Below are 16589 nucleotides of genomic sequence, written 5' to 3'. Positions count from 1 at the left end.
GAGGCAGCAATAACCTATGCTTTCTTCCAAGCTGTGCATGTAGCTTGAGCAATTCCGATAATCTGTTGGTAGTATGAGCCTCTTATAATTCCTTGGGCCAAAGTTTGAGTGAGTATCAAACTAAGATGCAGTTCTGAGGCATCAAACTCTGAGGAGGGTATAGCTAAAAGCCTTTCTGCCTTTTCTGTTACAACATCCGAAATGCCTTGGCTATTCATAGCGGCAGATGCCGAATTTATAACTTCTGTATATAAAGATGAAAAAACACGATTGAATTGTCTTTCATCCAAGGCTTTATTTTCTAATTTCACCCCAATCATTTGGGCGATGACCTGTTGAGTTTTTTCAGCAATCTCCAAAACTCTTTGATTCTCTTCAGTTCTGCTCGGTAAAAGAGATTGTAAGGTGTTTTGAACCGTGCTCTCTATGACTTCTCTACCTGGAAATTGAAATACTGGTACGTGAAGGGGAAAAGATAAACCCATATTGCTTCCTTTAAAAAATTTAATAAATTCCAACGATTTTATTAATATAATTTAAAAATGTCCACTAAACAATTTACTGATACCAACAAATATTTATTTAAAGATAAGATCAATAATAGAAATCTATCAAAATTGACAAGCGATGATTGGCAAAGGTCTCTTCCAAGGATGGACAATCAAGCACTTTCACAAGGTCTAACTGTTTTAATAAGATCTGGCACGGGCTAAAAAAGCACTAAACTGTGCTTCATTAAGATCTATTCCTTCGATGAATCGTAAATCGATCTGCGCTTTTCCCTTATCATGCTCTTCCCACAACCCATGGATATACCCAGACTGTTGTTGAAGAGATTGAAAGGCTGCGGCATTCATCTCGATTGTTGCATCATGCTTCTCATCTTTTTTGAAGACAATACAAGCCGCGGGATTCACATCATACTCTTCCAGCAATTGAGCCATTAACTCTCTTTGAATCGAGGATTTAGAAGCTTTAAGCTTTCGCAATAAAGAGGCCGCTTTCTGGATTTTTTCCTTAAGTGCGCCCCCAAAGCAGAAGATTGATTCAAGAAAAGCTGATTGACAACTCGCTCCCTTAAAGCCCTCTTCTTTTCTCGGCCGAAATAAAACAGATTTGATACATCAGTTAAAAAGCCCGATTCGAGATTAGTCATAAAGTCGCTTTATTTAAGTGATGTAGCATAAACAAGCCTATCGCATGGCAGAACTTATAAAAGAGGCATATGCGTGTCTTTTCCGTTTTTATGCCACTCTAAGATCTTATTTGCTAATGTTTCTATAGGAAGACCATCGAACTCGTTTTTTTCTCTCCATTTATATCCCATTTGCTGCAATCCGTGAATGAACGCACATTCTCTAAAAGCCTGAACAAAAAATTCGCTGGTAGGATATATGACCCAGCCGCATTTATGCTGGCTTCTAAAGCTGCTGGTCACTGTAATGCCAGATTCCATTTTCGATTTTAACCAATTATCATGGATAATTAGTTTGTGTGTATTTTCATTATACTCTGCAGCAATTTCATTGCTTTTATTGATTAAAAATTGAGTTGGTAACATAGTTTACTCCTTAGAAATCAAATCGTTTTTCCCATTCTTCTTTAAGAATGCCGACTATGTCTTTAATTGGAAGCCCTTTTTCCATCTGCTCGTTTAAGATGAAAGCGGCATCTTGTAACCATATGACTGCATCTTTAGGCATCTTATTTTCCCTCATTATTTGCTGATATTGTTCAATATTTCCTGAAGAAAATAATACACGCACTTCTTGACTGAATTGTTTATCATCTGAAATTAATTCCAAATAATCCATTTTTAAATATTCTTTTGCCAGCCCCTGAAAGCAGGAATCATGATCGATACCGAAAGGGCGGCTGCCTTGAAATAAAATATTGGCCTGGTGACGATCTGTATTACCAAAAAGCAGATCGAAAATAACAAGAGCTTGTATTTGATTCATGTCGATGACTTGGGAGTAAGCCTCTTCTAATGTAAGAGAGTCGCCAATCTCATCTTCTTTTGAATCCTTCTTCTCTGAATTTTTTTTTACTAACTCTCCCGCTTTCATGGTTATATCGTCTAACGATTTAGCATCGCGTATGAATATCTGGGCAGATCCCTCGACGTTTTTGAAATGAATTAAAATGGTCAATGGAATGGGAAATTGGCCATGGCCATTGACTTTGGAAGCCAAAAATTCGTTGATGGGCAAGTTTTGATTATTGAAGGTCGGGGGTTTGAAAATCCATTGACACCCATTCGTTTTACCATTCAAAACATAGGCTTCATTACAATTATTCGACTTCAAAAACTCTTTTGTATCGACTATGGGAAATTGACTGAGCCCTAATTGCCAATTTTTCACATCCTCTTTGTACTTCGTATATTCCTTTATGGCATCAGCATACGCTTCCTTCTCATTAGTAGGGGTCTCGGGATTATCCATTAGTCTTTGGAAAACTGGAAGAACATTATTTATTTCGATACTTTCCACCACCGACGGATATTTTTTTATATCTGGCTTAGTTTCAATATAATCCGTGACACGGCTTATTTCCTCTTCAAAAGAGAGTTTTCCATCCATATGCTGTATACAATCAAACAGGCTTGCTATTACACCGACTGGATGAGGATTAACTAAATCGTTTATCTCAGAATACTGCGCACAAATCACAACCAATTCAGTATTAAACAGTAAGTCATTCAATTGAATGACTTCTTGCGCGCTAATCGATTGACCGCTACGCAGTTTTTGATCAATTAGTCCAGAACAAAGGTCTGCTAAATTTTCTAGGTTGAGTTCTTTGCCATTCAATCTTTTATTTAATTCAATCGGACTGAAATTGAAACACTGGCAGATCTTTTCAGTGATGATGTCTAAAGATGAAGGTTTCTGCTCGTCTACAGCAACTTTACCCACCACCTGCGACTGTAAATTTTTTGAAAGCATTTTTTCTTGAAGCAAAATAGTTGAGTGTTTTTCTAAATGGTGGCTATCCTCCACACCTTCGCACTCAACTTCAGGTTCTACTTTAACTTCTTTTAACTTTTGCCTCTTGCTTTTCGGCTCTTCGTTAGAAACTGAGACATTCGAGACTACGCCTTGAACTGGGTTATTAGATGAAAATCCTGGTAAACCATTCATACCCCCTCCCCCGTCATTCAAAAATAAATGTTATTTATCTCTGTTAAAGACACAGCTTTCATTATATCACCAACAAACAATTATTTTTATTTTCAGATAAAATATAAAGCCGGTTATGTAATGAATAAGCCTTTGTCATTAAACATTATAAAAAATTTGAACTTTAAGATCTTGGAAGATGCCAATGCAGCAACATTGGTTTAACATTGAACCGTCATTAGACAAGAGCTCTGACGGTCAGCATAAGCCTCATGAAATGACAAGCAAGTCGATATCTGGAGGCAGGACTTCTGAGACTTCCTGCACGACATTTCCTCTCAGCATTTGCAGCATGGCGCTATGGCGAGGCCTGCCCAAAATGATGCTTGAAACCTTCAATTCTTCGGCCATGCTGACGATGGTTGTCACGGGAGAGGCGCTCACTGAGTAGAAGAACTTGATTGTCATTTCATGTGAGCTCTCTTTAGCATAGTCGAAAATTTTGCATGCCTCATCATCATCTAGCCAGGTGCGATTTTTATCTTCATCTGTGACCACTTTTTGTTCGCGAATGAATAAAATGTACAAAGGCTGTTCATGCTTTTTGGCTTCATGCAGTGCGAAATTCAGCGTTTTGCCAATTGTTCTCACGGCGCACAAAATGGCCCCATAGTGGAGTGGTGTGCGCGTATCGTCAGTATAGAGTGAAGCATGCCGAAGCGTGACCTTTTTAGAGGCCCATTGCCTTTGACGATGCTCGATGACGAGAGCGCGCAAGATCAATCCTGCCGTCAGTAAATAGATGGCAAAGCGGCGTGCATTCGGCTTATCGATAAAGAGTGTCACTTCGATCACAATCATGATGGCAAAAGTAAACCACATAAAGCGCCGCTGCCACTTCGTCATGGGGATCGTCATATCATAGGCATTAACCCCTAAATTGGTCGCAATGGCCCCTACAAACCCGACAGCGTAAAGGTCGGCCAAGGCCGCGATGTCATGGACGAAAAGGAGGACAAATGCAGCCGTTCCGGTGGCAAGCATGAGCGGAAAAATGGGAACTCCGAATGAGTTCAGTTTTTGGAAAAGTCCAGGCATTTCCCCATCACGCGACATCACAAACATTAATGAAGTCAATGCATTGATGGCGGTATTGACGGCAGAAAGAAGCAAGATAGCAAAAACGATGCTGATGATAACTCCTGCCGTATGTCCCATCGCTTCTGTTCCCCAATGATGGGTCACAAAGTAATTTCCCATGTAGCGCAACATGGCATCTCTAATGCTTGAGCCGTCTGATGCAACAATGCGCCCATCCACCACTTCCATTTGGGGAATAGCATGCATGGCAAGCCCAAATAATCCCGTAAAAATGCATACTTCGATCATGACCATCAAGATGGCCTTTCTAGAGGTTTGATGCACCGATGGATGCTCATCCGTGCTCCCCGGATCCAATTTCATAACACCAGTCGTATTGGCTATTGCCTCAACCCCAGACAAAGCGACAATGATGCCCACAAAACTATTCCAATTCTTCAAGAACCCACCCTCAGGCGGTCGGATGGCGTGCACGGCATCTTTTAAATAAGGAATGGCTAAAACAGCTAAAAATACGACCGTGCTGGCAGTCAAAATCGCTATGACCAAAGCGAGATTACCCGTATGGCGCGGGCCGAAAAAATTAAAGCCGCCTATGACTACAATTGAACCGATGGCCCAATAAGCTGGATGAGCCACCCCCATGTATTCAAAGCAAGAGAGCGAGCTTAGCGCAGCCGTGATTAAATAGTCGGCGATTAAGAAAAAGGCACCGATTAAGGCAAGAATCTCAGATTTCTTGCGCGCGGAAGCATAAACACCACCTCCACTCGGGCTGAATTGGCAAATGGTGATGTAATTAGTTCCAACCAAGGCAATCAAGACGCAAACTGCCAGGATGAGCCAAAATGAGCTGTAATTTGCAATGGCAAAGGCTAAGCCGATGACATAAGCCTTACTTGTCCCCCAATCTCCGTATAAAATGGCGGCTGCTTGATAGGCATTGACGTCTCGGGGTCTTTTTGTGATCGATGTTAACATTGCCAAAGAGTCGCTCTAGGTTGAAGAATTAGAAGTTTAGAAAATCCTATAATAAGAAAAGAAAAGCATAGATTTGAAGTAATTTCTTTAATATTTAGCAAATGCATTCCTCAGTAGTTTGAAAACTGCAGCCGATACAAATTTTCATACACTCCTTCCCTAGCCATAAGCTCGACATGCGTTCCATCTTCTGCCACCTTTCCATCAGCCAACACATAAATGCGGTTAACATCGCGCACGGTTGAAAGACGGTGAGCAATGATCAAAGCCGTTTGACTCACAAAGATTTTCTCCAAGGAGTCTTGAATGAGCCTTTCGGTATGCGTATCGATATTGGAGGTGGCTTCGTCGAAGATGACGACGCTGCGATGATGAGCTACTGCGCGGGCAAGAGAAATAAGCTGCATTTCGCCAGCTGACAAGCTGATTCCCCTTTCTCTCAAATGGGACTGATAGCGAGAGGGCAGCTTTTCGATTAAAGGCTCGAGATTGACAAATGCAGCGCTTGTTTTCACTTGATTCAATGAAATTGTTGGATCGTACAAAGCAATATTGTCTTCAACGGTTCCAGAAAAAATGACGGGATCCTGCAAAATGACGCTAAAATGACGCCGCAAAGCGGCAACTGAGTAACAGCGAATATCTTGTCCGTTAATTTTAATGCTTCCTTTCTGAAATTCATACAGACGCAGCAACAGGTTTAAGACGCTCGTCTTCCCAGAGCCTGTCATTCCAACTAAAGCTACCGACTCCCCTTTTTGAATGCATAGGGAAAGGCCCTGCAAAACCCATTCCTCTTTTTCGTAGGCAAACCATACCTGATCGAATTCAATCGAATGAATCGCATCTAAGGGCAAACCAGGCTGCGCGCCTGCCGTTTCAAGAGGGGTATCCAATATATCAAAAATCTTTTCAGCAGATGCGATTGCCGATTGCAAAACATTATAACGTTCTGCTAAATCGGCCAAGGGGCGAAAAACCATGAGCCCATATAAGCTGATTGTAAAATACGTTCCCGCCTGAAAGCCCTCGGGTCCGGAAAATTGCACCAAAATGACAAACACAAGTGCAAGAGTCACATTTTGGATCCATTCAATGCCCGCAAAAAAAAGGGCAAAGTGATGAATGGTTTCAATGCTCGCATCAAAATAGTCTTGATTGAGTTCATCAAAAGTTTTTTTCTCTTGCTTGTACAAATTAAAGCTTCGAATAATGCCAATGCCCATGAGATGCTCTTGCATGAAGGCATTCATCGAAGAGAGAATCGCCCTAACCAATTGATAGCTAATGCGCTGGTAATGGCGAAAATGGCGAGTAAACCACCAGACAAAAGGCATGATCGCTAAAATTCCCAAGCCAATTTTCCAATTGATGAAAAAGATCCCGGTTAAGATGCTGGTAAAGAGGAATAAACTGCCAATAATTGGGATGACACTCTCTGAAAATAGCTGATTAATTTGATCAACATCATGTATGGTGCGCGTCATCAAGCGCCCAATCGCCTGGCGATCATAATAAGCAACTGGAAGTTTTTGAATGTGCCCATATACTTGCGTGCGTAGAGTCAAGAGCGCTTGCTGTCCCACCCGATTTTTTATGAAAATATTGATCGTATCCAATAAATAGCTGCTCATGATCCAAAGTAAAATCCAAAGGCCCTGGCTCATCACCTGGTCAAAAAAGACTTTCGAGGAGCTTGACTGGGGCTGATAAGTTAAAATGAATTGCGTCAAATGGCCGATTTGAATCGGCACCCACGCTTCGAGTGCTTTGGATAGTAATAGGATCGTGATGGCCGCCAAGACCCAGTAGCGATAGGGCTGTAAGTATGTGAGCAATCTTTTGATGAGAGCATAGTCAACCGATTGGCTCTTTGGATCTTCATGGTGATAGCGTTGGTGAAAATCCTCATTCATATGCGCCGCATTTTTTGCAGGTTAACAAGGGCTTCATAGCACCCTTTTTGCTTTAAAAGCGATTGAGGCATTCCATCTTCTATGATGCGCCCCTCTTTCATAAAAATGACCCGGTCTAGCCGCTCTAAGATAGACACTCGGTGGGTGATTAATAAAACTGTTTTATCAGCAAAATGCGTTTTCATAGATTCAAAGATGTGTTTTTCTGTTTCTGCATCCAGCGCCGAAAAAATATCATCTAACAAGAGAATGGGCCGATCAGCCAAAAAGGCGCGTGCAATGGCAACCCTTTGCTTTTGTCCGCCGGATAAAGAAGCACCCCTTTCTCCAACAACCGTTTCATATTGTTTGGGAAAAGAGAGAACAGCATCGTGCAAGTCGGCTTGTCTTGCAACTTTATCAATCGTACTCTGTTCAACCCCTTGCAATCCGAATCCAATGTTATCCTTAATTGTTTTGGAAAACAAAAAAGGCATCTGCTCAACTACCACAAATGCATCGTGAAAAGCTTGCAAGCTATAATGATGAATTTCATGATCAGCAATAAAAATCTTGCCCTCAGGCACTTCGTACTCGCGATTCAGCAAGCGGAAGAGGGTTGTTTTACCGGATCCCACAGGCCCAGTTAAGCCGACGAATGATCCCCCGGCAATGGATACATTCAAATCCACGAGCGCCGGTTTGGTTTGCTTGGGATAATGAAAAGTGAGGTCTTTGATGACAATATCAACCTGCGGCGGGATGCTATCGATATAAGGTTCTTTGGCATAGATTTCGATCGGCTCTTCATAAATTTCAGTGAGCCTTGCATAAGCCGCCTTCCCCTTTTGATACATGGGCAAAATCCATCCAAGCATTAATAAAGGGCTAAAAAGATAGGATTGAATCCACATGAACGAAAGGAAATCCGCCATCGTTAACTCCATCCAGCCAAATGAAATAATGGCTCCAGCCAGTAAAACAATCAAGACAGTGACTGCCTTGGTAATCAGGGTTAAAACAGGAAATACCATGCCTTGAAAGCAGACTAGGCGCATGTTCAGATCTTTGAATTGAAGGCATAGCTTTTTAAATAAACGAGACAGAGTCGATTCAATCCCATAACTCTTGACAATGCGGATGCCCGAATAGTGTTCATGAGCCATCACGCTCAAATCTCCAAGCGATTGCTGCACCTCTTTAGAAATTTGATAAAGAGGCTGGCGGATGGCCATATTCAGAGCATAAATGCTGATAATTGGAATTAAGCTGATTGCAGCCATGAGAGGCGACAGATTGAAAAGCGCGATGAGAGCTGGAATCAAGAGCGTGATAAAAAATAAAGGGTACATCATTCCAGGGCCGAGCAAATCTCTGTAAGCCGTAATATCGTTTGTTAAACGGCTTAAAAGATCTCCGATGCCGTGCTGATCAAAAAAACCTTTCGACTGAGACTGAATCCTTTCAAATAGCTCCCTGCGGACTTTGAGCTCGACTTCCCGTCCAATCGAAATAAAAATCATCCGCATAAAGTATTTTAGGACGGCTGATAAAGTTGCAATTGCAATGATAAGATAAGCCCAGCTATAAGCACAGTAAAAAAGAGGCCCTAAAAACCATTCCAAGAGATGAGTCAGCCGGTTAGCTTCCTCTTCGGGCTGCGGAATGATTGCCATGATCGCTTGGCGAAGAATGAGAGGATTTAATATCAAAAGTAAATTGGAGGCTAATACTAAGAGGAAGGCTAAAAAAACTCTGAGGCGATAATGGCGTACCATATCGATTAAACTGCCCGCCAAGCTTTTATTCATTATCTATCTCATTTCTATCGTGATTTTAGCAATTTGACGATACGCCTTAAAGCGTCAGATATTATTTTAAAACTCTACATTTGACAAGCACAAGCTTGATCCCGCTCAATAACCCCCTTCCAGCGATTTTATCCAATTGGATGACGGTACTTCTCTTATAGGCTTCCAGCTTCTTCTCTTTATATAAACTATGGCTACATGGCATTTCTAGACTCGGGGTAGTATTTTGGAAGGATCATGAGGGCGGTATGGATAGTAAAAAAACAGGTTAAATATTTTTTGACAATAAACTCTGCAACATTTAGTAGGATTGAGTTGATGTTTACAGTTTTTTAAAGGAGGATGCAATGAAAGGTTCAATTTTATGGCTGGGCCCTTGGCTTTGTCTTTTTACTATTTGTCATGCAGAACAAGAGAGCCCTTATTATCCAGAACAGCCGCAGGAAGAGTGGAATGAATTAGCCGATCGGGGGCAGCGATCGGGGCGGATCAATCGCCAATATGAGAATGCCAATACGCCGCGCTTTAGCGATCGAGGCAGCGACGATCGAAGCCGCTATTTGCAAGGAAATAAACCGTATGACAACAGTCAAGCGCTGCAAACGGCAAGGCGTTATGACCGCGTGCAAGATTACAATCAATCGGCTTCCACTTCCACCTACTATTATTATAATGGGCAGCCCTATCCCTACCCAGCGACGAGCTATCCCCCAACCTATTCCTATCCCCCTCAACAATAAGGTATACTTTTAAACAGAAAGAGAGGCTTGCTCTCTTTCTGCAAGTTCTTTAAACCTTACAAAAAGGACGATCGATGACAAGTAAACGTTTATGGATGCTTGCCTTTCTTTGTCTTTGTGCTTTCTGTCAAGCAGATCAAGAGACCTCCTATCCCAAACAGCCGCAAGATGATTGGAGTGAAATAGCCGAAGAAAGCAGGCCCGATAGAACAGGCCAGGAGCGTCCCATACGGCGCTATGAAAGCACTAGCATGCCTCGAGCTACACAAAGAGGCACCCCAAAAAGAAATCTAGAAGAGAATTGGAACAATCGCCGCTATGAGAGCTCTAGCATGCCGCGAGGAGGGGGGAGATACATTCCGAACCGCCGCGCCCAGCCAGCCACAGATTCGGACTCGGATTCAGGCAATGGGAATGAATGATTTTCGTTTAACCATCAGAAGGCGCATCTAATTAAATTCTGCAGTAAGCTTCCAGATGCGCAAAGTCTCAAGCAAAAAAAAAGCCAAGCTCATAAGAGCTTGGCTTTTTTTGCTTAATGCTTTTTCAGATCAATGAAAGAGCGTGTGCAATAAACGAGACAAGTCGTGGTAAGTTAAAAAGATGAAAAATCCGATTAATAAGATCGCAAACGGAATGATCAACTTTTCAATGGTTTGAGATTTGAGCCGCTTTCCTGTGAGGATTTCATAAAGGGCAAAGCAAATGGCTCCTCCATCTAGAACAGGCAATGGCAACAGATTCAAGAATCCTAGGTTCAAACTGATTGCACCGAGCCAGAAAATGGCTTCTTTCCAGCTTGTCATCGAATTATCGTGAACGACTTGTACGATACCGATCGGACCACTCATCCACTTAGGGTTCAATGAACCCGTAAATAAGGCTTTTAAAGTATGCCAAATTTCCTCGAAGACCTTATTAAACAAAGTCAACGGATTGGGATTATAATTGACCTTTTGGTCGGCCACGGCTGGCAATCCTAAAAGGAGCTGCTTATCTCTGTTTTCCAAAAGCGTGCGAGCATGGGCGCGCTTTTCTGGGTCATCGATTCCTTCGATTTCCTGGCGCTGTGTCTCTAGATCTGCAGCTAAAGCAGCTTGACTTTCTGGGCTCAATTCAAAATCTTTACGCATTTTAGGAACAATCGGATCTAACAAAAAGAGATTTCCAACCGATCTTGGCTCATTAGTCAATCCAATCTTAGAAACGAGCTTATCTAAATCTTGCGGACTAAACTGCTCATCGAATAGCTGGTCTTCAACTTTCCAGGAAGGAACTTGAGCAAGCGCTGGTGTGCGTTCGATGATAATGTTGACACGGCGCTGCTGCAACCTGGACAAAATTTCAAATGAATAGGTTACCTGAATGCCATCGATAGCTAAAATGACATCTCCCTCTTCTAAAGGTGTTTCTAAGAGAGAATAAGGGTGCTTTGGAAAGGCTTCCTCTTCTTTCTCCTTATCGATAAACTTGACTCGTCCTTCAACGACGCATTCATTGTTGAGATTATAGGGAAGAGTGTAAAGCTTTTGAATCTTTGTTCCATTCAATTGCGCTTCAAATTGCCAATCGATCAGCTCTTCTCTCACTTCAGCATCGAGCTTAAGCTCTTCAGTCCTAACTCTTGGAATGCGGCGCAAAAAGGTCTCTTGTCCGCGCTGAACTGTAACCAAAGCTTTCTCATCATTTAAAACATGCGTCATCTGCTGTAGAGAGTAAATCGGTAAGCCATCCATCCATACAATGCGGTCACCATATTCGATCCCGCTATATTGCATGGGAGATCCTTCTGGTAAAGGATTTTCTTTTCCACCTGGAAGACGGTCATAGATGACGTAGCTCGCCGAATTCAAAATACCGGCAGTTACAATATCTTTTTCGATCGCACCAGGATGCGAATAGGTTTTAACAGTGTAAGAAAAAGGCGTTTTCTCTTTCGTATGGAAATTGACAAGATTGCCCTGCACTTCGATCTCTTCAGGAGATGTCATCGGAGCAGATAAATGGTCTTTCGAACCTTGAAAATCCTGGCCATTATAGGCAGTGATTTCATCGCCTGGACGCAATCCTTTGACATAGAGCTCGGATTTAGGATCGATCCAGCCAATTCGCTTGGTATATTCGCTAAAATTCTTTTCTCGCCCACCCGCAAACCAGAGGAGAGCAAACATCAAGAGTGCAAACACAATGTTTACGAAGGGTCCCATGAAAGCGACCTTAATGCGGTCAAAAGGACCTTTTCCAAAAAAACCGTCCTGAACTTCATAAAGGTCTTTCTGATCAGAAGCATCCATTCCGGCAATCTTGACGTAGCCACCAAAAAGTAGCCAGCCGATTTGCCATTTAACTCCGTCTCTTTCCCAAGAATAGATGGGATTTCCGAACCCTATTGAAAATGTTTCGACACGCATGCCCAAACGACGAGCCATATAATAGTGGCCAAGCTCATGAATAAAAATCAAAAAGCTAAGGCCTAAGATGGCGAGGATGACATAAAGAATACTGACAACCATAATGATACAAACCTTATATTAACAACTGGTTACTTCACACCTTGCAGCCTCTTCTCGTGCAAGAGCATCTACGGCCAAAATAATATCTAAAGAATCAATCGCAACAACGGCGTGCCGATTCATTAACACTTCTAATTGAATGCCAATCTCTTTCCAGCTAATCTCCCCTTTCAAAAAGCGTTCAACTAAGACTTCATTAGCAGCATTCATATAGCACGGGAGACTGCCGCCCTGTCGAAGCGCCTCATAGGCTAAAGCTAAGCAGCGGAAAGTGTGTTTGTTTGGCACTGAAAATTCTAACTTGCTGTTTTTGACAAAGTCAAAGGGTTTGAGTAAGCCTGGCTGGCGATCGGGGTAAGTCATCGCATACTGGATGGGAACGATCATGCTTGGCTCTCCCATTTGAGCCAACATAGAATAGTCACTAAACTCAACCAAACTATGAATGATACTCTGCGGATGAACCACAACGTCAATCTGATCAAGATCGACACCAAAAAGCCAATAGGCTTCGATCACCTCTAATCCCTTATTCATCAAAGTCGAAGAGTCGATCGTCACTTTTGGACCCATTTTCCAGGTGGGATGATTGAGGGCCTGCTCGATAGTCACGTTTTCTAGCTGCTGATCTGTCCACGTTCTAAAGGGCCCGCCAGAAGAGGTCAAAATAATGCGGCGCACAGACCTGGCCGGTTCATTTTTTAAGCATTGAAAAATGGCACTATGCTCGCTATCAATGGGAAGAAGCTTGACTCCCTTTTCTGCGACAAGCTGCATGATCAGAGCACCGCCAGAAACGAGCGCCTCTTTGTTGGCTAGACCAACGTCTTTACCCGCTCGTATCGCTTCAATCGTTGGCTGCAATCCGACTGTGCCGGCCATGGCCGAAATGACCATGTCCGCCTCAGGATGCGAGGCCACCGCTAAGAGCCCCTCCATGCCAGAAAGAATCGTCTGTCCAGGCAAGCGCCTTTGCAATTCCAACGCCTTATCCGCATTGTAAACAGCAATCAGCCGTGGAGCAAAGTCACGTGCCTGCTCCTCTAATAAATCAATATTCTCACGCGCTGCAATCGCTACAACTTGAATGTCCGACCCTAAATGACGCGCAACCTTCAAGGCATTTTGCCCGATTGAACCCGTACTTCCTAAAATGGCAATTCTTTTCATCGTTAAATTCTTTTTGAAATATTTCGCCTAGTATAGCACGTTAAGGGAAAAAGTCAATACGAAGAAACGGCTTCTTCTCTCGGCAAGTATCGGTTAAAACAACTTTAATTTATACTGAATTGATTGCAAAACTGCAAACAATCAATCACAATTATCAATCCCTCTTTTTCCAATCCTTCTAATTAATAAATTAAATTCATATTCTAAACAAAAATGACTTTTATTCGAAAAATGATTTATAATGATTTTAGATATAATGAATACAAGTCTTATAAAAATAAATAATTTTAATAGGATTTAATTATGAATTCAAATTACAACTACATTCCAAATCAAAATCAAACCTTTATCATGCAACAATGGGAAGAGCAGAGTCAGCATGATGCTCTAAATCTATCCCTCTCTTCCTTAGCGCAAAGCACCTCTCTTTATCAGAGCTGCATCGATCAAGAAGCCATTTCTTTAAATCAATCGACGGAGACAACGCAAAGCCACAGTAGCGCCTTAATCGATCAATTTGAAAACCTAGTAACAGTTGCGAGGGCGTTGGACCAGATTGTCACGATTGCGCGCCATGAAAATACGAATTTGATCACAACGGGATTTACCTTGACCGGTGGATTAATGGCATTGCTCAATGGACAAATTCCATGGGGGCTTACCCTGACTGGAGCCGCGCTCAATCAGGTGAAAAATATTATCATGAATCATTATCAATCCGTTGGTAACACGAATGATCTTGCCCATGAAATCCAAACAGGGCTTCGCATGATTAAGCAGCTGGAGGAATTTCAAAAGACCAGTTTAGAAACGATTGATCAGCAAATAGGATTCGCAGAAGAGCAGTTGCAAGACGCTCAAAAACAGCTTGACGAGATTTCCTCGCTTGCAACAGAAGGAAGCAAGGATGGCGAGATCAAAAAAATGGAGGCTCAAAAGCTGTGCGAGCAATCGGTCAGATCCTATCAACAAGCACTTTATAACTTAAATCAAAGCCAGGCTACAATCCAGACCATAACCGGCGATTTCCAATCGATTATCGAGCAATTTGAAAACCTCATCAAGCAAGCCAAGTCGAATGAATTAACTCCAAATGATATTCCCACTTTCATTAAGCAAACAGAAGAGATTCTCAGCAAAATGAAAGAGATACATGCACTCCTGGGTAAAAACCAAATAATTTTCAATGACGGGCTTAAAGAACTTCATCAAGCCTCATCCTTTAATAAGGATGCCTTAGTCAAATATACAGAGACGATTAATGTCATGAGGCAAACTTTTGATGCAATTCGCCTGAAAGCAGAGACGGAGAAATTACAGGACGCCCAAGGCAAATTGAGTAAAGCCAAAGAAGAAGTTAAAATCGCACAAGGACGGGCCAACAATATTCAAGATTTGGCCGAATATGAAAGGCAGAAGGCTGAAAAGCTTCAAGGAGTCCTTGATGATCAATGGGGAACAACCTCGATCATGGTTGGGACGACTGCCGCAACTTTAGCCATCCCTTTAGGAGGAGGCATCCTAAGCGTTCCTACCGGATTTGCTGCTACTGCCATCACCCATTATATCCGCAGAATCTGCAAATTTGCTCAAACGCGTTTTACAAATCTCCCTCAAATTGGCGTTGTCGAAAAGACAGCCACGACCTTAAAAGACTTGAAAGTCACTTATGATCCCACCTCAACCGGATGGGGCGGCTATACCGTTGGAATCTTCTCCCAAGCCATGGGCTATGGTGGACGTCCTTCTAAAACAGCCGGAACCATCACCATTCCCTTAACTGAGCAGCTGTCAATCACCTGTAAATTCAATAAAAATTCAACTAGCACCCAAGGAAAAATGGACGAAGGCAATATGTACACACTTCAAACCACACTTCGAGAGCAAGTGGAGCTTGGCCATATCAAGCCTGAAGAATGCTTAAGCTTACTTGAATCGCTAAATAGCGTGGAAACAGAGCATGGAACCATTTGCCTGGTTGCTTCCGATTCCCTTTTCTTTACAGACTTGAAAGATTACTGCTATCGCTTAATCGAAGGCTAAGGTCGATTGCACTCAATACAGTGCTGCTGAAGCCTGCTATGGGAGGACTTTAACAGCATTTCATTGGCATTAAGGCTTATTTGCAGATTCGAATCTTAGGCCACTGCTTTTTTAATTGCTCCACGTCGATTGGAGAATGATTTTTACACACTTCGAAGTGCTGCAATAAACCCCAATGGAGGCCAAAATTACCTGGCAACTTATCTAAAAGGTTATTGGAAAGCTTGATTCCTTGCACTTCCACCCAGGCAACGCCAAAGCCAGATTCAAGACTTGTTATTTTATTCATCTGCAAAAAGACTTGGCGCACTTTTTTCCACTGAGATCCAAAATTTTGAGGTAACGAAGGCACTTTATTATCGAATAAATAGAGTGATTTAAGCTCAGGCCAAGTATCTCCAAATCCTTCAGGAAGCCTTTCGATCTGGCTGTTGTTCAAGTGCAGCTCATTAAGCTTGGTCCAGGCCGAGCCGAAATGGGAAGAAATCGTTCGAAGCGAGTTAAAAGCAAGTTTTACACTCTTCACCTCTCTCAACAAGCTGAGCTCTTCCGGCACAACAGTTAATCCAAGGCTATTCAAGTCAATTTCAGTGATCGTTTGCAAAACAGCTTGGTTTTCCTTCAAGTTCAAGATCCGTCGAATGCTAGGAGCTTGTTTAGCAACCGTCAGCTCTCCTATCTCTAAATCTTGAGGCGTTTTTAATTGAGAACCTACCTGTTTTTGAATGGCGTGAAAACATTTCACTACATTCCAGTCTTGCCCCAAGCTGTGCAAGTATAAAAGCGTGGTGATAGTAGGAGGCCGAGTCTTAAAAAATGAGATCTCTTCATTTAAAACAAATGGGGTCAATCTACCAATAAAGATCGCCTGAATCTCTTCGATCTTCTTCCCAACCTCTACTTGTTTTTCATCAATGATGCCCTCTATTCCAAACTGGATCTTTCTCTCTTTTAAAAGTGCAAAAGTCGTTTTGGGATTCCTGACAATTTCCAGCCAATCCTTGCAAACCAATTCAATCGCCGGCGGATAACCTGCGTAAGCAAAAACGGACTCTAAGATTTCAACTGGTAGCAGCGAACCTGGATTAGGAATTGTTACATCAGAAACACTCATTCATTTTTCTCCAAAAACATTTATTTAAATCCTAACAAAAATAATTAATATTTTAAAATGTTTTATTTATTAATTTAATAAAAAACATAAAATAAA

Annotated in this window: 13 protein-coding genes; 3 read left to right on the top strand and 10 right to left on the bottom strand. The window is 42.1% G+C overall.

The annotated features are described in order from the left end of the window. Window positions 1-14 precede the first annotated feature (14 nt). The 7 genes from PNK_RS01460 to PNK_RS01425 form a co-directional block, all read right to left on the bottom strand. Window positions 15-485, bottom strand: coding sequence for a hypothetical protein (locus PNK_RS01460; protein WP_059059859.1), 471 nt, complete (start codon window positions 483-485; stop codon window positions 15-17). A gap of 204 nt (window positions 486-689) precedes the next feature. Beyond that, window positions 690-944 carry a hypothetical protein gene (locus PNK_RS01455; RefSeq protein ID WP_059059858.1) on the bottom strand — a complete coding sequence of 85 codons (255 nt, stop codon included), beginning with the start codon at window positions 942-944 and terminating at the stop codon, window positions 690-692. Between the two features lie 266 nt (window positions 945-1210). Beyond that, a complete protein-coding gene (locus tag PNK_RS01445) occupies window positions 1211-1561 on the bottom strand; it encodes a hypothetical protein (protein ID WP_059059855.1) in 351 nt (116 codons plus the stop codon). Between the two features lie 10 nt (window positions 1562-1571). Then, entirely contained in the window at window positions 1572-3146 is a 1575-nt protein-coding gene (locus tag PNK_RS01440) for a protein kinase family protein (protein ID WP_059059853.1), read from the bottom strand. Between the two features lie 249 nt (window positions 3147-3395). Further along, complete coding sequence (locus tag PNK_RS01435; RefSeq protein ID WP_059059850.1) at window positions 3396-5207, bottom strand: universal stress protein; 1812 nt, start codon at window positions 5205-5207, stop codon at window positions 3396-3398. Between the two features lie 110 nt (window positions 5208-5317). After that, window positions 5318-7123: an ABC transporter ATP-binding protein gene (locus PNK_RS01430; protein WP_059059848.1), complete on the bottom strand. Its 1806-nt coding sequence runs from the start codon at window positions 7121-7123 to the stop codon at window positions 5318-5320. Beyond that, window positions 7120-8913: an ABC transporter ATP-binding protein gene (locus PNK_RS01425; protein WP_059059846.1), complete on the bottom strand. Its 1794-nt coding sequence runs from the start codon at window positions 8911-8913 to the stop codon at window positions 7120-7122. The genes PNK_RS01430 and PNK_RS01425 overlap by 4 nt, the downstream gene beginning before the upstream one ends. A 347-nt stretch (window positions 8914-9260) precedes the next feature. Here PNK_RS01425 and PNK_RS01420 point away from each other — a divergent pair, with 347 nt between their 5' ends. Beyond that, window positions 9261-9653, top strand: coding sequence for a hypothetical protein (locus tag PNK_RS01420; protein ID WP_059059844.1), 393 nt, complete (start codon window positions 9261-9263; stop codon window positions 9651-9653). Window positions 9654-9727: 74 nt separating this feature from the next. Next, window positions 9728-10075: a hypothetical protein gene (locus tag PNK_RS01415; protein WP_059059843.1), complete on the top strand. Its 348-nt coding sequence runs from the start codon at window positions 9728-9730 to the stop codon at window positions 10073-10075. A 129-nt stretch (window positions 10076-10204) separates the two neighbouring features. Here the strand turns inward: PNK_RS01415 and PNK_RS01410 are convergent, their stop codons facing one another. Both PNK_RS01410 and PNK_RS01405 read right to left on the bottom strand, forming a co-directional pair. After that, complete coding sequence (locus PNK_RS01410) at window positions 10205-12166, bottom strand: site-2 protease family protein (protein WP_059059841.1); 1962 nt, start codon at window positions 12164-12166, stop codon at window positions 10205-10207. A gap of 18 nt (window positions 12167-12184) precedes the next feature. Continuing rightward, entirely contained in the window at window positions 12185-13336 is a 1152-nt protein-coding gene (locus PNK_RS01405) for a 1-deoxy-D-xylulose-5-phosphate reductoisomerase (RefSeq protein WP_059059839.1), read from the bottom strand. A 303-nt stretch (window positions 13337-13639) separates the two neighbouring features. On the opposite strand from PNK_RS01405, the gene PNK_RS01400 reads away from it, so the two are divergent. Continuing rightward, window positions 13640-15379: a hypothetical protein gene (locus PNK_RS01400; RefSeq protein ID WP_059059838.1), complete on the top strand. Its 1740-nt coding sequence runs from the start codon at window positions 13640-13642 to the stop codon at window positions 15377-15379. A 76-nt stretch (window positions 15380-15455) separates the two neighbouring features. Here PNK_RS01400 and PNK_RS01395 read toward each other — a convergent pair whose 3' ends face one another. Then, window positions 15456-16493, bottom strand: coding sequence for an F-box/LRR-repeat protein (locus PNK_RS01395; protein WP_059059837.1), 1038 nt, complete (start codon window positions 16491-16493; stop codon window positions 15456-15458). Window positions 16494-16589: the final 96 nt, after the last annotated feature.

The organism is Candidatus Protochlamydia naegleriophila (genome assembly GCF_001499655.1).
Taxonomy (GTDB): Bacteria; Chlamydiota; Chlamydiia; order Chlamydiales; family Parachlamydiaceae; genus Protochlamydia; species Protochlamydia naegleriophila.
The sequence above is the reverse complement of the archived record's forward strand: the minus strand, read 5'-3'. Positions and strand labels throughout refer to the sequence as shown.